The organism is Arhodomonas sp. KWT (assembly GCF_010993615.1).
Genome location: NZ_WNXE01000012.1, coordinates 12,109 through 30,323 on the forward strand (window position 1 = coordinate 12,109; position 18,215 = coordinate 30,323).

At 69.6% G+C, this 18,215-nt stretch carries 14 protein-coding genes; 6 read left to right on the plus strand and 8 right to left on the minus strand.

Annotated elements, in window-relative coordinates:
- Positions 1 to 136 precede the first annotated feature (136 nt).
- Positions 137 to 1,381, plus strand: coding sequence for an HDOD domain-containing protein (locus tag G7A99_RS04270; RefSeq protein ID WP_163139002.1), 1,245 nt, complete (start codon positions 137 to 139; stop codon positions 1,379 to 1,381).
- A 9-nt stretch (positions 1,382 to 1,390) separates the two neighbouring features.
- Here G7A99_RS04270 and G7A99_RS04275 read toward each other — a convergent pair whose 3' ends face one another.
- Positions 1,391 to 3,100 carry a long-chain fatty acid--CoA ligase gene (locus G7A99_RS04275; RefSeq protein WP_163139003.1) on the minus strand — a complete coding sequence of 570 codons (1,710 nt, stop codon included), beginning with the start codon at positions 3,098 to 3,100 and terminating at the stop codon, positions 1,391 to 1,393.
- A 169-nt stretch (positions 3,101 to 3,269) separates the two neighbouring features.
- Between G7A99_RS04275 and pabB the strand changes: the two genes are divergently transcribed.
- The 4 genes from pabB (at position 3,270) to phbB (ending at position 7,476) form a co-directional block, all read left to right on the plus strand.
- Positions 3,270 to 4,598 (plus strand): aminodeoxychorismate synthase component I, encoded by a 1,329-nt coding sequence (pabB, locus tag G7A99_RS04280; RefSeq protein ID WP_163139004.1) that lies wholly within the window; start codon positions 3,270 to 3,272, stop codon positions 4,596 to 4,598.
- 157 nt (positions 4,599 to 4,755) lie between these two features.
- Entirely contained in the window at positions 4,756 to 5,934 is a 1,179-nt protein-coding gene (locus tag G7A99_RS04285; protein ID WP_163139005.1) for an acetyl-CoA C-acetyltransferase, read from the plus strand.
- 66 nt (positions 5,935 to 6,000) lie between these two features.
- On the plus strand, positions 6,001 to 6,525 hold the full coding sequence (gene phaR / locus G7A99_RS04290; RefSeq protein WP_018719348.1) for a polyhydroxyalkanoate synthesis repressor PhaR: 525 nt from the start codon (positions 6,001 to 6,003) through the stop codon (positions 6,523 to 6,525).
- A 204-nt stretch (positions 6,526 to 6,729) separates the two neighbouring features.
- The gene (gene phbB / locus G7A99_RS04295) at positions 6,730 to 7,476 is read left to right on the plus strand and encodes an acetoacetyl-CoA reductase (RefSeq protein ID WP_018719347.1); all 747 of its coding nucleotides are present in this window, start codon (positions 6,730 to 6,732) and stop codon (positions 7,474 to 7,476) included.
- Between the two features lie 52 nt (positions 7,477 to 7,528).
- Here phbB and G7A99_RS04300 read toward each other — a convergent pair whose 3' ends face one another.
- The 3 genes from G7A99_RS04300 to G7A99_RS04310 all read right to left on the minus strand — a co-directional run bounded on the left by G7A99_RS04300 (position 7,529) and on the right by G7A99_RS04310 (position 10,815).
- Complete coding sequence (locus tag G7A99_RS04300; protein WP_163139006.1) at positions 7,529 to 8,533, minus strand: alpha/beta fold hydrolase; 1,005 nt, start codon at positions 8,531 to 8,533, stop codon at positions 7,529 to 7,531.
- On the minus strand, positions 8,530 to 9,231 hold the full coding sequence (locus tag G7A99_RS04305; RefSeq protein ID WP_163139007.1) for a poly(R)-hydroxyalkanoic acid synthase subunit PhaE: 702 nt from the start codon (positions 9,229 to 9,231) through the stop codon (positions 8,530 to 8,532). The genes G7A99_RS04300 and G7A99_RS04305 overlap by 4 nt, the downstream gene beginning before the upstream one ends.
- Before the next feature lie 123 nt (positions 9,232 to 9,354).
- Positions 9,355 to 10,815, minus strand: coding sequence for a M48 family metalloprotease (locus tag G7A99_RS04310; RefSeq protein ID WP_163139008.1), 1,461 nt, complete (start codon positions 10,813 to 10,815; stop codon positions 9,355 to 9,357).
- 256 nt (positions 10,816 to 11,071) lie between these two features.
- Here G7A99_RS04310 and G7A99_RS04315 point away from each other — a divergent pair, with 256 nt between their 5' ends.
- A complete protein-coding gene (locus tag G7A99_RS04315; RefSeq protein WP_163139009.1) occupies positions 11,072 to 12,160 on the plus strand; it encodes an AI-2E family transporter in 1,089 nt (362 codons plus the stop codon).
- A gap of 37 nt (positions 12,161 to 12,197) precedes the next feature.
- Here the strand turns inward: G7A99_RS04315 and G7A99_RS04320 are convergent, their stop codons facing one another.
- The 4 genes from G7A99_RS04320 to G7A99_RS04335 all read right to left on the minus strand — a co-directional run.
- Entirely contained in the window at positions 12,198 to 15,290 is a 3,093-nt protein-coding gene (locus G7A99_RS04320) for an efflux RND transporter permease subunit (protein ID WP_018719342.1), read from the minus strand.
- Positions 15,287 to 16,393, minus strand: a complete 1,107-nt coding sequence (locus G7A99_RS04325; RefSeq protein ID WP_018719341.1) for an efflux RND transporter periplasmic adaptor subunit — start codon at positions 16,391 to 16,393, stop codon at positions 15,287 to 15,289. The genes G7A99_RS04320 and G7A99_RS04325 overlap by 4 nt, the downstream gene beginning before the upstream one ends.
- Positions 16,394 to 16,554: 161 nt before the next feature.
- Positions 16,555 to 17,178: a TetR family transcriptional regulator gene (locus G7A99_RS04330; RefSeq protein ID WP_018719340.1), complete on the minus strand. Its 624-nt coding sequence runs from the start codon at positions 17,176 to 17,178 to the stop codon at positions 16,555 to 16,557.
- A 135-nt stretch (positions 17,179 to 17,313) separates the two neighbouring features.
- The coding region (locus G7A99_RS04335) for an efflux RND transporter permease subunit (RefSeq protein ID WP_205599732.1) at positions 17,314 to 18,215 on the minus strand (902 nt) is incomplete at its 5' end.

Below are 18,215 nucleotides of genomic sequence, written 5' to 3' on the forward strand. Positions count from 1 at the left end.
TCATGGACGTCGGCTCTGGTGTGCGCGCGTGTTCGCCCGCACGACGATCCTGATAGATTATCATGACCGGGTATCGGTCACCGTGGGGAGTGGTTTCCCGCGGCCGGGGGAAAGGACGTTCGGGAACTCGGGGGCTATGAGCGAAGAGGTTTCGGTTGACTGGCTCGAGGGCGTCTCGCCGTTGCAGGGACTGGATCGGGAACGCCTCGCGGCACTGGTCGCGGAAGCGGAGGTGGAGCGCCACGAACCGCGCGCGGTGATCTTCCAGCGCGGCGACAAGGACGCCTGGACACGCTACGTGCTCTCCGGCGAGGTGGTGATGGCCACGGCGCCCGGCGAGCCGGTACACAGCGTGGTCGGTCTCGGCGATGCCGGCGTGGCGGCGGAGCCCATCGGCATGGACGACGTACATACCTGCAACGCCCTGGCGCGCACGGCGGTGAAGCTCATCCGCGTGCCCACGGCGCGGATCCGGGCATTGCTCGACGAGGTCGGTCCGGCCACGGACTACGAGGTCGACGAGATCGGCGCGGCCGACGAGTCCGACGAGCTCTACAGCGCACTCATCACCGACCTGCTCCAGGACCGGCTGGATCTGCCGACCATGCCGGACGTCGCCGTGCGCGTGCGCTCGGCGGTCGCCGACGAGCGGGCCGGTGCGCCGGAGGTCACGCGCATCATCCAGGCGGACCCGGCGGTCGCCGCGCGGGTCCTGCAGGCCGCGAACTCGGCGCTCTACCGCGGCGAGCGCACCGTGGACAGCCTCAACCAGGCGGTGGTGCGGCTGGGGCTGCGCAACGTCCGCGAGCTGGTCACGGCGGTGACCATGCGCGAGGTCTTCAAGTCGAAGAACACCCTGCTCAACCAGCGCATGCTCGAGCTCTGGCAGCACAGCGCGCTGGTGGCCGCCACCTCCGCGGTGCTGGCCCGGCGGCTGTCCGGCTTCGATTCCGACCGGGCACTGCTTGCCGGGCTCATCCACGACATCGGTGTGGTCCCGATGCTCGCTCACGCCTCGGACTATCCCGGGCTCGCCGGCAATCCCGGGGCACTCGAGCAGGCCATTGCCGCCCACCGCGGCGATCTCGGGGCGATGATCCTGCGGCGCTGGAACTTCTCCGACGAAATGGTGGACGTGGCCCTGCTCGCCGAGGAGTGGTCGCGGGAGTCGGACGGCGGGGCGGACTACGCGGACCTGGTCATCGCCGTGCAGCTCGAGTGCCTGGGCGGCGGTGCCCCGGACAGCGAGCTCCCCGCGCTGGAGACAGTGCCGGTCTACGACCGCCTGGGGCTGGCGAGCATCGCCAGCGACACCGGTGAGACCCTGCTCGAGGAGGCCCACGACGAGATCGGCGAGATCCAGGCGCTGCTCATGGGCTGACGCCCGGGGTCAGCCCCCGGGCTTTCTCAGATCCTTGCGCAGGATCTTGCCTACCGGTGACTTCGGCAGCTCGTCGCGGAAGAACACCCGCTCCGGCACCTTGTAGGCGGTGAGCTCGCGACGGGCCCACTCGCGCACGTCCGCCTCGGTGAGCGACGGGTCGCCCGTCACCACGAAGGCGTGGACGTGCTCGTCGCCCTCGTCGTCGCGCACGCCCACGACCGCCACCTCGTCGATGTCCGGGTGGGCGCCGAGGACGTCCTCGACCTCGTTCGGGTACACGTTGAACCCGCTGACGTCGATCATGTCCTTCTTGCGGTCGACGATGGAGAGATAGCCCCGCTCATCCATGCGTGCGACGTCGCCGGTGTGGAACCAGCCGCCGCGCATTGCCGTCGCGGTCTCCTCCGGGCGCTGCCAGTAGCCGCGCATCACCTGCGGGCCACGCACCACGAGCTCGCCGGGGGTGCCGAGGGGGACGTCCTCGTCGTCCTCATCCACCAGGCGGACCTCCGTGCCGGGCATCGGGATGCCGATGGTCCCCAGCCGGACCTCCCCGGCCGGCGGGTTCACCGCTACCACCGGCGAGGTCTCGGACAGACCGTAGCCCTCGCAGATCGGGCTGCCCACGAGCCGCTCCCATTCCTCGGCGACGTGGGTGTGCAGTGCCGTGCCCCCGGAGATTGACAGGTCGATGGAGCGGGGCGGGTTCTCGCGGAACCAGGACTCGCGCAGCAGGCCCTGGAACAGGGCATTCACCGCGGAGAACTTGGTCACGGCAAACTGCTCGAACGCCCGGCGCAGCTTTGCCGGCGGCCGCGGTGACGGGCAGAGGATGTTGCGGCAGCCCGTGGTGAAGAAGGTCAGCATGTTAAAGGTGAACGCAAAGATGTGGTACATCGGCAGCGCCGTCAGCACGATGTCTTTACCGGGGCGCAGCACCGGCCCGGCGATGGCCAGGGTCTGGGCGACATTGGCCATGAGGTTGCCGTGGGTGAGCTCCGCGCCCTTGGCGACGCCGGTGGTGCCGCCGGTGTACTGCAGCACGGCCGTGTCGTCGCTCCCGCGCCGGGGCGGGTCGGCGCGCAGGGCGCCGGCCCCGCGCTCGCCCTCGGTGATGGCCTGTTCCAGCGGTGTCACCGCCATGGGCATGGCCGGGATTTCGCGGCGGATATAGCGCAGCATCCCGCGGATCAGCCGCGATTTCAGCCAGGGGAAGAACGAGGCGATGCTCAGGGTCACGACCCGGGAGACGTCCGTGTCCCGGAGCGCTTCCGGGAGCTTGTCGGCGAACATGTCGATGATCACCAGCACCCGGGCGCCGGCGTCGCGGAGCTGGTGGTTCATCTCGTGGGCGGTATAGAGCGGATTGACGTTGACCAGCACCGCACCGGCCTTGAACACACCGAACGCGCATACCGGGAAGGCAAGGTTGTTGGGGGCCTGCAGCGCGACCCGCTCGCCGGGGGTGATGCCCGCCTCGTCGCGCAGCCAGGCGGCGAAGGCGTCGGAAGCCCGGTCCACCTCCGTGAAGCTCAGGCTCGCGGTCATACCGTTCTCCAGGCAGACCGTGAACGCCGGTGCCGAGGTGTGTTCCCGCGCGGCACGGCGCACGAGCGCGGCGAGGTCGGTGTCCGGCAGCGGCTGGAACTCGCCGCTGACACCGGGGCCGTAGGCATCGAGCCAGGGCTGAGCCCCGGCGCGGTTGGAGTCGGTCATGGCAGCGCTCTCCTCCTGCACGGCGGCCGGCACCCGGTGCGCCGGTGCCGCGATTGTGCCATCGCCCGCCGCTCTCCCGCATTGGCCCTCTTCGCGGGGCTGGTAGGATTGTCGTTCTTTGCGGCGGTCGTTTCACGCCGGATCAACGGAGCCTCTCCGAAGCCCGACCATGCACCATACGCTAGCGTATCCTCGCCATCCGGGGAAATCCTTTTCCGCCATCGCCGCGCACTGGCCCGGCGCCGTGTGGCTCGACAGCGGCGGCGTCGCCGGCACCCGCTACGACATCATTGCCGCCGCGCCACGGGCCTGGTTCCGGGTGGTCGACGGCGTGGTCCGGCGCCGTTGCGCCGAGGGAGGGACATGGGTGGATACCGGCCTTTTTCCGGACGGGCTGCGGGCCGGGCTGGATCGGGCGCCGGTAGGGCCGCCGCCGTTCGCCGGCGGGCTCATCGGCTATTTCGGCTACGACCTCGGACGCCGGCTGATGGGCCTCGCGGACGCCTCCGCCGGCACGGTGGAGGCCGAGTTCGGGCGCTACGACTGGGCGGTGGTGATCGATCACCACCGGTGCCGGGCGTGGCTCGCCGGTCCGGCGGCGGATGCGTCGCTGGCGCACGCGCTGGACGCGGCGATGGCGGCGACAACGGCTCCGGCGCGGCGCTGGCGGCTCGGTCCGGTACTGGCCGACCTGGACCGTGGCGCCTACGCCGCGGCCTTCGCCCGGGTGCAGCATTACCTCCACGCCGGGGACTGCTACCAGGTGAACCTGGCGCGCCGGTTCGAGGCGCCGCTGGAGGGCGACCCCCTGGGCCTGTGGCTGGCCCTGCGCGAGGCGAGTCCCGGCGGATACGGCGCGTATCTCGACCTGCCCGGGCGTTCAGTGCTCAGCATCTCGCCGGAGCGGTTTCTGCAACTGCGCGACGGTGCCGTCGAAACCCGGCCGATCAAAGGTACCCGGCCCCGGGACCCGGAGCCGCGGCGCGATGCTGCCCTCGCCGCGGACCTGCGCGGCTCGCCCAAGGACCGGGCGGAGAACCTGATGATCGTGGATCTGCTGCGCAACGACCTCGGTCGGGTGTGCGAGACGGGCAGCGTGCGCGTGCCGCGTTTGTTCGACGTCGAGCGCTTCGCCACGGTGCAGCACCTGGTCAGCGTGGTGACCGGGCGGCTGCCCGCCGGACGCGACGCCCTGGACCTGGTGGCGGCCTGTCTGCCCGGCGGCTCGATCACCGGGGCCCCGAAGCACCGGGCGATGCAGATCATCGACGAGCTGGAGCCGACCCGGCGGGGTGTGTACTGCGGTGCGGTCGGTTACCTCGGTGACGATGGCGCGATGGACACCAGCATCGCCATCCGTACCGCCGTTGCGGCCGGCGGCCGGGTGGAATACCGCGCCGGCGGGGGCGTGGTCGCGGATTCCACCGAGGCGGGGGAGTTCGACGAAACGGGCGCCAAGGCAGCCGCCTTCCTCGGCCTCGTCTCCGCCCCGCGGTAAGCCGCCTGTCCCTGCGGAGTCCGGCCGGGACACGCACGGCCGGAGGTTTCCGCCCGCTGGTCGCGGCGTTTTTGTGCGGGGCGGCATCGCGCGCGCACGGCTGTTATGATCGACAGCTACTCAAAGGGCTCAACACAGACGGGTCAGGGAGGCAGTAATGGAAGATACGGTCATCGTCGCCGCCGGACGCAGCGCCATCGGCAATTTCGGCGGGGCCCTCTCGCAGCTCTCGGCAGTGGATCTCGGCACCCAGGTGCTTCGCGGTCTGCTCCAGCGCGCCGGCGTGGACGGCGAGCAGATCGACGAGGTGATCCTCGGCCAGGTCCTGGCTGCCGCCGCCGGTCAGAACCCGGCGCGCCAGACGGCGCTCAACGCCGGTCTGCCGGTAAGCTGCCCGTCCATGACCATCAACAAGGTCTGCGGTAGCGGCCTCAAGGCGACCCATCTCGCCAGCCAGGCGATCCGGCTGGGCGATGCGCGCACCATCGTCGCCGGCGGCCAGGAGAGCATGAGCACCGCACCGCACGCCCTGCCGAAGTCCCGCACCGGTCAGCGCATGGGCGACTGGAAGCTCGAGGACACCATGATCAAGGACGGCCTCTGGGACGCCTTCAACCAGTACCACATGGGCGTCACCGCGGAGAACCTGGCGGAGAAGTACGGCATCTCCCGCGAGGAGCAGGACCAGTTGGCCGCGACCTCGCAGCAGCGCGCCGAGGCCGCACAGAAGGCCGGGCGCTTCGCCGACGAGATCATTCCCATCGAGATCCCCCAGCGCAAGGGCGATCCGATCCGCTTCGACGAAGACGAGTTCATCAAGCACGGCTGTACCGCGGAGGGGCTCGGTAAGCTGCGCCCGGCGTTCAAGGGCGATGGCAGCGTCACCGCCGGCAACGCCTCCGGGATCAACGACGGCGCCGCCATGGTGCTGATGATGTCCGCGGGCCAGGCGGAGGCGCTCGGCCTGGAGCCGCTGGCGCGGATCCGTGCCTATGCCAACGCCGGCGTGGATCCGGCCTACATGGGCTCCGGCCCGGTGCCGGCGACCCGGCGCTGTCTCGAGCGGGCGGGCTGGTCCATTGGGGACCTGGACCTTATCGAGGCGAACGAGGCCTTCGCCGCCCAGGCGCTTGCGGTCAGCCGCGAGCTCGAATGGGACATGGAGCGTGTCAACGTCAACGGTGGTGCCATCGCCCTCGGTCATCCCATCGGGGCCTCCGGCGCCCGTATCCTCGTCACGCTCCTCCATGAGATGAAGCGCCGGGACGTGCACAAGGGACTGGCGACGCTGTGCATCGGCGGCGGACAGGGCGTCGCCCTGGCCGTGGAGCGATAGAAACCGCCACGCGCCGTCCGCCCCCGGGCGGCGCCCTCATCACCCAACGGCCAGGCAAGAGCACCCATGTCCGAGACCCGAGTGATCAAGAAATACCCGAATCGCCGGCTCTATGACACGGCGATCAGCAGCTACATCACCCTCGCCGACGTCAAGCGCCTCGTGCTCGACGGCGTGGACTTCGAGGTGGTGGACGCCAAGACCAAGGCGGATCTGACCCGCAGCATCCTTCTGCAGATCATCAGCGAGGAGGAGGAGGGCGGCGAGCCCATCTTCTCCAGCGATCTGCTCGCCCAGATCATCCGCTCCTACGGCGGGAACATGCAGAACATGCTCACCAGCTACCTGGAGAAGAGCATGGAGATGTGGGAGGAGCAGCAGCGCCTGTTCCACGAGCGCACCCGCAGCCTCATGGGCGGCGACCCGATGGAGATGCTCAGCCAGATCACCGAGCGCAACCTCGCGATGTGGCAGGCGATGAGCGGCTTCAGCGACGGTGGCGCCCGCCGCGGCTCCTCCTCCGGCTCCGGCGGCGGCAGCGACAAGAAGGGCGGCGGCTCCAGCTCCGGCGGCGGCAACAAGGACGACTGAGCCGGCCGCCGCATTCCGCATTACCGGCCCGGTGCTCCTGCGCCGGGCGGTCTCCCCTCTCCCGCTCCGTGGCGGCACGGGCGGGCCCGGAATCCGGTTGACACATCCCCGGGGCGGTCCTACGCTTGCCCGGTATTGTGCGCCGCACAATCCGCGTTGTGCGTGCGCGTCCATTCCGATCCATAGATTCAAGAGGTAGCCGGCATGAGCGAACGTCTGGCCCTGGTGACCGGCGGCAACGGCGGTATCGGTACCGAGATCTGCAAGCACCTGGTGCGCTCCGGCCACCGGGTGGTGAGCACCTGCGTCGACCCCGAGCGCGAGAACATCCGCGAGTGGCAGGCCGAACTGCGCGAGGCGGGTTACGAGGTGGACTGGGTCGCCTGCGACGTCTCGGATTTCGAGGCCTGCGTAGAGATGGCGAACCACGTCGAGCAGGAGTTCGGCAACGTCGACGTCCTCGTCAACGCCGCCGGCATCACCCGGGACGCGTTCCTGCACAAGATGGACCCGGACAACTGGCAGGCGGTGATCACGGTGGACCTCAACAGCGTGTTCAACGTCACCCGCCAGTTCGTCGGCGCTATGCGCGACCGCGGCTACGGGCGGATCGTCAACATCTCCTCGGTCAACGGTGCGGCGGGGCAGTTCGGCCAGACCAACTATTCCGCCGCCAAGGCCGGTATCCACGGCTTCACCATGGCGCTGGCGAAGGAGAGTGCGCCCAAGGGCGTGTCGGTGAACACCGTCTCCCCGGGGTACGTGCGCACGTCCATGACCGCGGCCATCCCGGAGAAGGTGCGCGAGTCCATCGTTGCCCAGATCCCGACCGGGCGGATGGCCGAGGCGGAGGAGATCGCGCGGGTGGTGGCCTTCCTCGCGGAGGAGCAGTCCGGCTACATCAACGGGGCGAACATCCCGGTGAACGGCGCGCTGTTCTGCAGCTTCTGAGCCCTGCCCCTGATGCATGCCCGAGGCGGCGGTCGCTTCGCCGCCGGCGGGCTCATTCCCTTGCCGAGAGCCAGTCGTCCAGCGCGGGATAGAGCGTGCCGTGGGCGTGACTGCTGATGAACACCCCCAGGTGTCCGCCGGGCAGCCGGTGCTCGGTGTACTCCCCGCCGGTGCGCCCGGCCAGCGCCGTGGCCGCGGCCAGCGGCACGAGGTGGTCCGCCTCGGCGGCGGCGTTGAACACCGGCACGCGGACGTCCTCCAGGCGCACCGGCCAGCCGCGCAGGGTCAGGCCGCCCCGGATCAGGGCGTTGTCCCGGTAGAGGGCACGCACGAACTCCACGAACGCGGTCAGCGCCTGATCCGGTCCCTCGTACATCCAGTGCTCCATGCGCAGAAACTCCCCCAGGGCCTCGTCGTCGTCCTCGGGGACGGTGCGGTAGCGGTCGATGAGCAGCGGCAGCGGGCGCAGGGCGGTGAACGCCCAGTTGAGCTCGCTGGCAGGGACGTTCCGGGCGCTCGCGTGAACCGCCGAGAGGTCCATGCCGCGGGCCATGCGTGCGAGCGTGTCCTCCGGGCCGGCACCGTCCACCGGCGTGGCGAGCGTGGTCAGCGTTGCCGCGGCCTGCGGGTTGCGTGCCATGTGGCAGAGCGCGAGGTAGCCGCCCTGGCAGACGCCGGCGAGGTGCGGCGGGCCGTCGCCGTGGCGCGCGCGCACCGTGGCCAGGGCGTTGCCGATGCCGGTCAGGGCGTAGTCGGCGAGGTCGCGGAAGCGGTCCGCGGCCTCCGGGTCCCGCCATTCGAGCAGGTAGACCGGCCGGGAGGCCGCCAGCCGTGCCACCACCGAGCGCCGCGGCGAGACGTCCAGCAGCTCGGGGCGGTTGACCAGCGAGTAGACGATCAGCAGCGGGCGTCCCGGCCCGCCAGCATAGTGGCGCAGGCGATACAGCGGTGTGGTCTCGACGACGGTGTACGCCTGCGCGAGGCGTTCGGCGAGGCCGCGGGCACGGGCGTTGGCGAGGCGTCGTCCCCCGGTTTGCCGCCGGCGTGCTGCGTTCATCCCGTCCCCGATCCGGCGAGCTGGCGCTCCAGCCGCGTGATGCGCTCCTGCGCGTTGGCGAGCTCGGCGCGGCTGGGCAGGCCCAGCGAGGGTGCGATCTCGTCCATGACCGCAGTGAGCGCGTTGCGGGTGGCGGTGGCTGCGCTCCAGAAGGCGGCCAGGGCCTCGGCGAGGCCGCCTTCGGCCAGGGCGCGCTCGTAGCGAACCTCGACGCAGGTCGCCCAACGCGCCAGGCGTGTCTCCGCGTCCGGCTCCGAGGTGTGTTCGATTGCCGCGGCGTAGTCCTCGGTGCCCGTGGCGACGATACCGGCGAGCGTGCCGGCGAGGGTTAGGGCGGCACGCTGCCAGTCGTGCAGATTCGAGGCGAGAGCGGTCAGCTGGCGCTGCAGGCTGCCCCCGGGGCCGAATCCGGCCGTCCCCGCCGGGGCCACAAAGCGTGCCAGCGGGCCGAGAAAAGCGAGGCCGGTTTCCCAGTCCGGTGGTGCGGGAGGGGCGGAGGGCAGGGCGGCCTGCCACTGGTGCAGGCCCGCCGCGCTGGTCCTGGCCGCTTCAGGGGTGGCGATGGCGGGATCGCTGCAGTGCTCCCAGAGCCGTTCCAGCGGCGGCAGGTCATCACCGGCGCCGAGGCCCCACGCCTGCTGCAGCGTGGCGAACCACCGTGCCATCTCCGCCTGCCAGTCTTCCGCGCCCGTGCCCATGGTCGTTGTCGTGCCTCGCAGTGGGGCGTGCGCCCGCCTCGTGGCGGCTGCACAGCGTCGCCGTCACCGCCGCCCTCGGCGGTCCGGGCGACAGTCTAACATCGCGGCTGGCGGGGCGCGGGGTCACTCCCCGGATGAGGGTTCCCCGTCCTTGCCGGATATCTGCTGTTGCCAGTTCTGCTGCAGGGCCCGGGCACGGGAGCGCTGGTAGCCGTCCGCGGCGGGGCTTGAGAGGACGTCGTCGAGCTGGCGCAGTGCACTGCGCAGGTCGCCGCGGGCGGCGTAGAAGCGTGCCATGGCCAGCGAGGCCTCCGCTTGCCGGCCCGCCGCGTCCGCGGTGCGGGCATGCAGGCGGAGAAGATCGTCGGACCAGGGATGGCGCTCGGCAGCGGCGGTGACGGCCTTGAGGGCTTCCTCGTGCCGGCCAGCGGCGGTGAGGGCCTGGATGCGCCGGTACTCCAGGGCATAGTCGTCCGGGAACAGTGACAGCCCCTCCTCGAGGATGGATATGGCCTGTGCGGGCTGCTCTGCGGCCCGGGCGATGTCGGCCCGGGTGAGGTAGTACGCGGCGCGCTCCCCGCCATCCGTGGATGCCGTGTCGAGCGCCTTGCGGGCGGCATCGAGGTGGTCGGCACGGATGAGGGCGACGGCGAGCCCGTAGTGTTCGGCACGGGTCGCCTTGCCGTCGTCCAGCTGGCCGCGCAGGCGCTCTACGGCGGCGCTGCCGCTGTGGGCGGTGATGGCCGCGAGGCGCGCGTGAATGAGCGCGAAGTTCGCGCTCTCGAAGGTCTTGCCCTGGGAGGCCGCCAGCTCGTCGGCGCGCTGGCGGCTCTCGGCGATGCGCTCCTCGGTGAGCGGATGGGTGCTCAGGAACGGCGGAGGCGTGGCACTGTAGCGGCTGGCGTCGAGCAGGCGGCCGAAGAAGCGGGGCATGCCATGGGGATCGAAGCCGGCCCGCGCGAGCAGCTCCTCGCCGATGCGGTCGGCCTCGTGCTCGTGTTCCCGCGAGTAGGCGAGCTGGCTCTGGGCCGCACTTGCCATGCCGGACATCGCCGCCGCGGACCCGGCCTGCGGGTCCTGGGTGCCTATGAGGATGCCCGCGAGGATCATTGCCATGGTGCGCAGGCTGCTGCCCTGGGCGGCGAGGATGCGGCGCGCGAGGTGACGCTGGGTGACGTGGGTCATCTCGTGGGCCAGCACCGAGGCGAGCTCGCTCTCGCTCTGGGCGGCGAGGAACAGCCCGGTGTTCATCCCGATGTAGCCCCCGGGCATGGCGAAGGCGTTGATCCGCGGGTCGTCGATCAGGAAGAAGCTGAAGCCGTCGCTCGGACGGCCGGAGTACCCGGCCAGCCGCACGCCGAGGTCGTGGATGTAGCCCGTTATCGCCGGGTCGTCGACCAGCGAGGCCTCCCGACGTATCTCCCCCATCATGCGCTGGCCGATCTCGTGCTCCCGGGCCGGGGTCATCACCTGGTCGGCGGGATCGCCCATGTCCGGCAGCGAGAGATCGAGCGCGGCGCCGGCCGCCGGTGCGGTGACGATCCCGGTGGCGAGGATGAGCGCGCTGAGCAGTGTTCGTGCCATAGGCTGCCGGCCGGCGGTTGGGTGTGGGTGATCAGACCGGCCTTCGCGGCGGACGTTCCCCGCCGTGATCATCCGGTCCCAGGCTGACATTATCGTGGGAATCGCTAGTAGTATACCCGCGCGGGGCCCCGGGACGTGATGCCCGGCCGGATGTCCGGCCGAGCCGCATCGCCATGGTCCGCCCGCGGCCGCGACGGGCGGCGCGGGCCGGCGGGCCGCCCGGGTCACTCCAGTCACGCAGCCGACGGGCGAGGGTATGCAGACGATTCGCGATTGGCTTTGGCGCCACATGAATGACCCCCAGGTGGTCGCCCTTACCGGGGTGCTGCTCGTCGGGCTGGGCACAGTGGTTTTCTTCGGCGACATGCTCGCGCCCGTGTTCACGGCGATCGTGATCGCGTACCTGCTCGAGGGGGTGGTCCAGAAGCTCGAGCACTGGATACCGCGGGGGCCGGCGGTGATCGTGGTCTTCCTGCTGTTCATGGCCGGCTTTGCACTGGTGATGTTCGCGCTCATGCCCACGCTCACCCAGCAGGTTGCGCAGCTGGTCGAGAACCTGCCGCGCATGCTCGATCGCGGTCAGACCACATTGCTGCGGCTGCCGGAACGCTATCCGGAGTTCTTCTCCGCCGAGCAGGTCAGCAGCCTGCTCGCAGCGATCCGCCAGGAGTCCGTGGACCTCGGGCGGATGCTCGTTTCCTCGGTCTCGCTGTCCTCGGTGGTGAAGATCTTCACCCTCGTCGTCTATTCCATCCTCGTGCCGCTGCTGGTGTTCTTCTTCCTCAAGGACAAGGCGCGCCTGCTCGGCTGGGTGCGCCGCTGCCTGCCGCGCCACCGCACCCTCGCGGACACGGTCTGGCACGAGGTGGACATGCAGATCGGCAACTACGTGCGCGGCAAGTTCCTGGAGATCCTCATTGTCGGTGCGGCGGCCTATATCACCTTCGTGCTGCTCGGCCTGCAGTTTGCCGCGCTGCTTGCCGTGGTGACGGGGCTGTCCGTGATCATCCCCTACATCGGCGCGACGGTGATCACCGTGCCCATTGCGGTGGTGGCGTACTTCCAGTTCGGTCCGAGCAGCGAGTTCATCTGGGTGATGGCGGCCTACGCGATCATCCAGGCCCTGGATGGCAACGTGCTGGTGCCGCTGCTGTTCTCGGAGGTGGTGAACCTCCACCCGGTGGCGATCATCGTTTCGATCCTGGTCTTCGGCGGCATCTGGGGCTTTTGGGGGATATTCTTCGCGATCCCGCTGGCGACGCTGATCAACGCCGTCATCAACGCCTGGCCGGAGCCCGAGCCGCCGGAGGCGGCGCGCGGCGAGGCCGACGACGCCTCCGGCTGACGGCGCGCGGGCACCGCGGCCCGCCCGCTGCCCGTGGTCACAGGCCGTGGGAGCCGGAATCGGGCTCGTGCGTGTCATCCTGTTCGGCCAGCCGGCGCTGCTCGGCGGCGTGGTCCCGGGCCAGCAGCACGTAGAAGCCGGGGAGAACGAACAGGGTGAACAGCGTGCCGATGCCCAGGCCGGTGCTGATGGTCAGGCCGATGGCGAAGCGGCTGACGGCGCCGGGGCCGCTGGCCGTCAGTAGCGGCACCATGGCGACGATGAGCGCCACCGAGGTCATGATGATGGGCCGCAGCCGGATGGCGCCGGCCTCCAGTACCGCGTCGACCTTGGACAGCCCCTTTTGGATCTGCTGCTGGTTGGCGAACTCCACGATCAGGATGCCGTTCTTGGCGACCACGCCGATGAGCGTGATCAGTCCCACCTGGGTGTAGATGTTCATGCTCGCGAAGCCGAGGGTGATGAACGCCATTGCCCCGGCGATGGACATGGGTACGGACACCAGGATGATGAACGGATCGCGCCAGCTCTCGAACTGCGCGGCGAGCACCAGGTAGATCACCAGCAGCGACAGGAAGAAGGTCGTCACCAGCGCGGTGCCCTGCTGCTTGAACTGCCGCGAGGCCCCGGTGTAGTCGACCCCGTAGGAGCGGGGCGCGATCTGCGCGGTCTGTGTCTCCAGATAGCCCAGCGCCTGCCCCATGGTCACGCCGGGCGCCATCACGCCCTCGATGGTGATCGAGTTGAGCTGCTGGAACTGCGTGCGCTCCGATGGTTCCACCCCCTGCTTCAGGGTGACCAGCGAGGACAGCGGCACCAGCGCACCCGTGTCCGCACGGATGTAGTAGTCGCGCAGCATCTGCTCGTCGAGTCGGAAGCGACGCTCCACCTGGGGGATCACCTGGTAGCTGCGCCCGTCCATGCTGAAACGGTTGACGTAGTCGCCGCCGAGCATGGTCGCCAGGTTCTGGCCGATCTCGCGCATGCTGATGCCCAGGTCGCCGGCGCGGTCGCGGTCCACCTGGATGGAGACCGTGGGCCGGTCGAAGGCGATGGACTTTTTGAGGAAGGCGAAGTTGCCGCTGCCCATGGCCTTGCCGACGATCTCGTCGGCCACCTGGTTCATGTCCTCGTAGCTCGCCCCGGAGGTGAGCACGAACTGCACCGGCAGTCCGCCCCCGGCGCCCGGCAGGCTCGGGCGCGGGAAGGCGCTGATCTGCAGTCCGGCGACCTTGCCCAGTGCGCTCTGCAGCTGCGGCTGGGCCTCGAACTGGGAAACGTCGCGGTCGGCGTAGCTCTTCATCTTGAAGCCGCCGAAGATCGTGTTCGCCGAGTCGCCGCCGAGGATCATGAAGCTTTCCTTGTAGCCCGGCACGCCCTCCATCTGGGTCTGGATGTCCTGGCCGTAGGCCTCCAGGTAGTCGAGGGTGGCGGTTCGCGGCCCGGTGGCCTGGAAGAACAGGATGCCCTGGTCCTCGGTGGGGGCGAGCTCGTTCTGGGCGGTGACGAACATGAAGTAGATCGACACCAGCACCGCGACGGCGAAGATCACGAGCACCGAGACGGTCTGCAGCGCGCGGCCGAGCAGTGCCCGGTAGCCGCGGGCGAGGGCGTTGAACGCCCGCTCGACCATCTGCTCGAAGCGCCCGGGGTTGCCGTGGGGCTTGAGGACCTTGCCCGAGAGCATGGGCGAGAGCGTGAGCGCGATCACGCCGGAGACCAGCACGGCGCCGGCCAGGGTGAAGGCGAACTCCGTGAACAGGGTGCCGATCAGCCCGCCCATGAAGCCGATGGGGGCATACACCGCCACCAGCGTCGTGGTCATCGCGATGATGGGCACGGCGAGCTCGCGGGCCCCCTGCATGGCGGCGTGGAAGCGGGTCTCGCCGGACTCGATGTGGCGGTGGACGTTCTCCACCACGATGATGGCGTCGTCCACCACCAGGCCGATCGCGAGCACCATCGACAGCAGTGTGAGCAGGTTCAGGGAGTAGCCCAGGGTGAGCATGACGAACGCGCCACCGATGAGTGACAGTGGCACGGCCACCGCCGGCACCGCCGCGGCACGGATCGAGCCCAGCGAGAGGTAGACCACCAGCAGTACGATGGCCACCGCTTCCAGGATGGTCTTGTAGACCTCGTCGATGGAGTCCTGGATGAACTCGGAGGCGTCGTAGGGCAGGACCACGTGCATGCCCTCGGGGAGCTGGCCGCGGACGGTCTGCACCCGCGCGGTCACGGCCTGCGCGGTGTCCAGCGGGTTCGCGCCGGGGGCCTGTTCGATGGCCATGAACACCGCCGGCTTGCCCTGGTACCACGCCTCGGACGTGTACTCCTCGGCGCCGAGCTCGCTGCGGGCGATATCGCGCAGGCGCACGAGGGTATCGCCGTCGCCGCGGATGACCAGATCGCGGAAGTTCTCCGGGTCGGATACGTCCGTGGTGGCGGTCAGGGTGATGGCGGTGTAGTCGCCCTTGGTCTGGCCGACGCCAGCGAGGTAGTTGTTTGCGCGCAGCACCTCCGCCACGTCCGTGGGCGTGACGCCCAGCGAGGCCATGCGGTCCGGGTCGAGCCAGATGCGCATGGCCAGGCGCTTGCCGTGCAGCCGGGCCTTGGCCACACCGGGCACGGCCTGGAACTGCGGCTGGACCACGCGCAGGAGGTAGTCCGTGACCTTGGGCACGCTGAGGTCATCGCTGTAGAAGGCGAGGTACATCAGCGCCGTGGAGTCACCGGTAGAGGACTCGATGACCGGGTCCCGCGCGGCCTCCGGCAGTACGTTGCGCTGGCTCGCCACCTTCGCCTGGATCTCGGAGACCGCCGCGTTGGGGTCGTAGTTCAGCTCCATATGGGCCTCGATGGTGGAGGCCCCCTGGCTGCTGGTCGCGGTGATGTAGTCGATGCCGTCGGCCTCAGCGATGGCCTGCTGCAGCGGTGTGGTCACGAAGCCCTTGACCAGCTCGGAGCTGGCGCCGGGATAGGCCGTGGACACCGTGACCACGGTGTTCTCCAGCTCCGGGTACTGGCGCAGCTCCATGAGCCCCAGCGACCGGGCACCGACCAGCAGGATCAGCAGGCTGATCACCGTCGCCAGGACCGGGCGACGGATGAAGATGTCGGTGAATCTCATTCGCCGGAGACCTCCCCGTCGAGGGCGGTGCTGTTGTCGACGGTCACGGGCTGGCCGTCACGCAGCTTGACCAGCCCCGCGCGGACCACCTCCTCGCCGGCGGACAGCCCGTCGGTGATCTCCACACTGCCGGACTGCGTGGCGCCGGTGGTCACGGCACGGCGCTTGGCGACGCGCTGGCCGCCGTCGTTCCCGGTGACGACGTAGACGAAGTCGCCGTAGGTGTTGTAGGAGATCGCCGTGCGCGGGACCACCACCACGGTACGTTCCTCCGGCATGAGGGTCTGGACGCGGGCGAACATGCCGGGGCGCAGGACGTCGTCCGGGTTCGGCAGGGTGGCGCGCACGTTCACGCTGCGGGTGCCCTCATCCACACCGGAGTCGATGGCGGTGATCTCGCCCTCGAACTGCCGTTCGGGGTAGGCGCTGACCCGGATCTGTACGGTCTGGCCGTTGCGGAGGTCGCCGAAGCGGCGTTCGGGCACGGCGTAGTCCACGTAGATGGGGTCCAGCGCGGTCAGTGTGACCAGGGACTGGCCGGCGGTGATGTACTCGCCCTGGTCCACCTGCTTGATGCCCAGAAGGCCGTCGAACGGCGCGCGGATCACCTTCTTGGCGATGCGCGCCTCCTGCTCGGCGACCTGGGCCCGGGCGGCCTCGTAGCGGGCCTTCGCCTCGTCGTACTGGGACTGGGAGACGGCACGCTTGGGCAGGAGGTTGGCGTTGCGCTCGAACTGCACCCGGGCGAGCTCGCGATCCGCCTTGAGCCCGCGCAGGGAGGCCTGATCGACACTGTCGTCGAGCTGTACGAGCACGTCGCCGTCCTTCACCCGGCTGCTGGACTCGAAGCTTACCTCGCTGATCTTGCCGGCGACCTCGGTGGTGATCTCGATGCCCTGCACCGGCGAGACGCTGCCCACGGACTGGATACCCGGGCGCCAGCTCACCTCGCGGGCCGTGGCCGTGGCGATGGTGGCCGGCGGCTGCGGCTGGTTCGCCTGCTTCGCCATCTCCTGCATCTGGAGGTACTTCCAGCCGAAGATGCCGCCGAACACGAGTCCCAGGAAGACGACCACCAGGAACAGCCGGATTATGACCTTCATCAATTCTTTTCCCCGTTTGCCGAACCGCTAATCATCGGCACAGCCGCCGGTCCGTTCAACATAATTTTTGGCAGTGGATCGTGAAGAGAGTGTGATGGTGGCCGCGCCGGCAGGCGTGACGCCCTCAAAAAGTAGGCGCCGAGGCGGGGAATGCAACCCCTTCAGGCGTCGGGCAGGATCAGAGGGCCGAAGAAGGCCTCCAGGAGGGTGTCCGCGTCGTGCTCGAGATCACACTCCGCGGGCTTGCGCAGATACTGGCTGAACAGTCCGGACATGTAGGCGTGCAGCGCCATCGCCGCGACCCGCGGCGGGATCGCCGGGTTGAGCCGGCCCCGTGCCTGTACCCGCTCGAACTGCTGTTCGAACAGGTCGATGATCTCGGCGATCAGCGTGTCCTGGCGGGCAACGGCCGGGTTGATGTCGTCCACGCGCTCGCTGCGGTGGAACAGGATCGTGTAGACCCGGCGGTGACGCAGGTCCTGGGCGATGCGGTCCAGCCCGTGTCGGCACAGGCCGCGCAGGGTCTCCACCGGGTCGCCGTCGTGGGTCCGGCAGAGCTCCTCGACGAGCTCGGCCATCGGTGGGCGCACGCGTTCGAGCATCGCCTCGAAGAGGTCGCTCTTGTCCTGGAAGTGCCAGTAGATGGCGCCGCGGGTGAGCCCCGCGTGACGGGCGATCCGCTCCAGCGAGGTGCGGGAGACGCCGTTCTCGAGAAACGCCTCCTCCGCGGCGTCCAGCAGCCGTTCCCGCGTCGCTTCCGATTCTTCCTTGGTTTTCTTGGCCATAGGGTTACCCCGGGATGTGCGCGCCGCCGGCCAACCCGCGGTATGCGGCCCGGCCCGGGCGTCGATCCGCCGCCCGGGCCGGCGACGGGGCCGAGGCACTATGCTCGGCCCGTCGAGCGCCTGTCAAAGGATGGCTCACGCCGGCGTTTCGTCGTCCTGGGTCGTCTCACCCCCGTGTCGTCGGCCGCCGCCCAGGAGGTCGGTGATCCGGCGCACGATGACGTAGAACAGCGGGATGAAGAAGATCGCCAGCAGTGTGGCCGAAATCATGCCGCCGAGCACCGCCGTGCCGATGGCGATGCGCGAGGCCGCACCGGCCCCGGAGGCGAAGGCCAGGGGGATGACGCCCATGGTGAACGCCAGCGAGGTCATCAGGATCGGGCGCAGCCGGACCCGGGCGGCCTCGACGGTCGAGGCGACCAGGCCGTAGCCCTGGTTCTCCAGCGCCCGGGCGAATTCGACGATCAGTATGGCGTTCTTCGCGGTCAGGCCCACCGTGGTCAGGATGCCGACCTGGAAGAACACGTCGTTGGGCAGCCCGCGCACGAGTGCCGCGAGTACCGCGCCGAGAACGCCGAGCGGGACCGCGAGCATCACGGAGACCGGGATGGTCCAGCTCTCGTAGAGCGCCGCCAGGGCGAGAAAGACCACGATCACGGACACGCCGTAGAGCAGGGTGGTCTGCGCCCCCGATTGGCGCTCCTGGTAGGAGAGGCCGCTCCAGGCGTGGCCTATCCCCTGGGGAAGCTGCTGGAGCAGGCGCTCGACCTCGGTCATTGCCTCTCCGGTGGAGTATCCCGGGGCGGGCTCGCCCTGGAGCTGGCGGGAGGGGGTGCCGTTGAAGCGCTCGAGCCGGGGTGAACCGAACGTCCACTCGCCGCTGGTGAGCTCGCCCAGCGGGGTCATCCCACCGTTGTCGTTGCGCAGGTACCAGTCCTCGAAGTCACCCGGGAGCATGCGCGCATTCGCCTCGCCCTGGAGGAAGACCCGCTTGATGCGGCCGTTGTTGAGGAAGTCGTTGACGTACTGCGACCCCC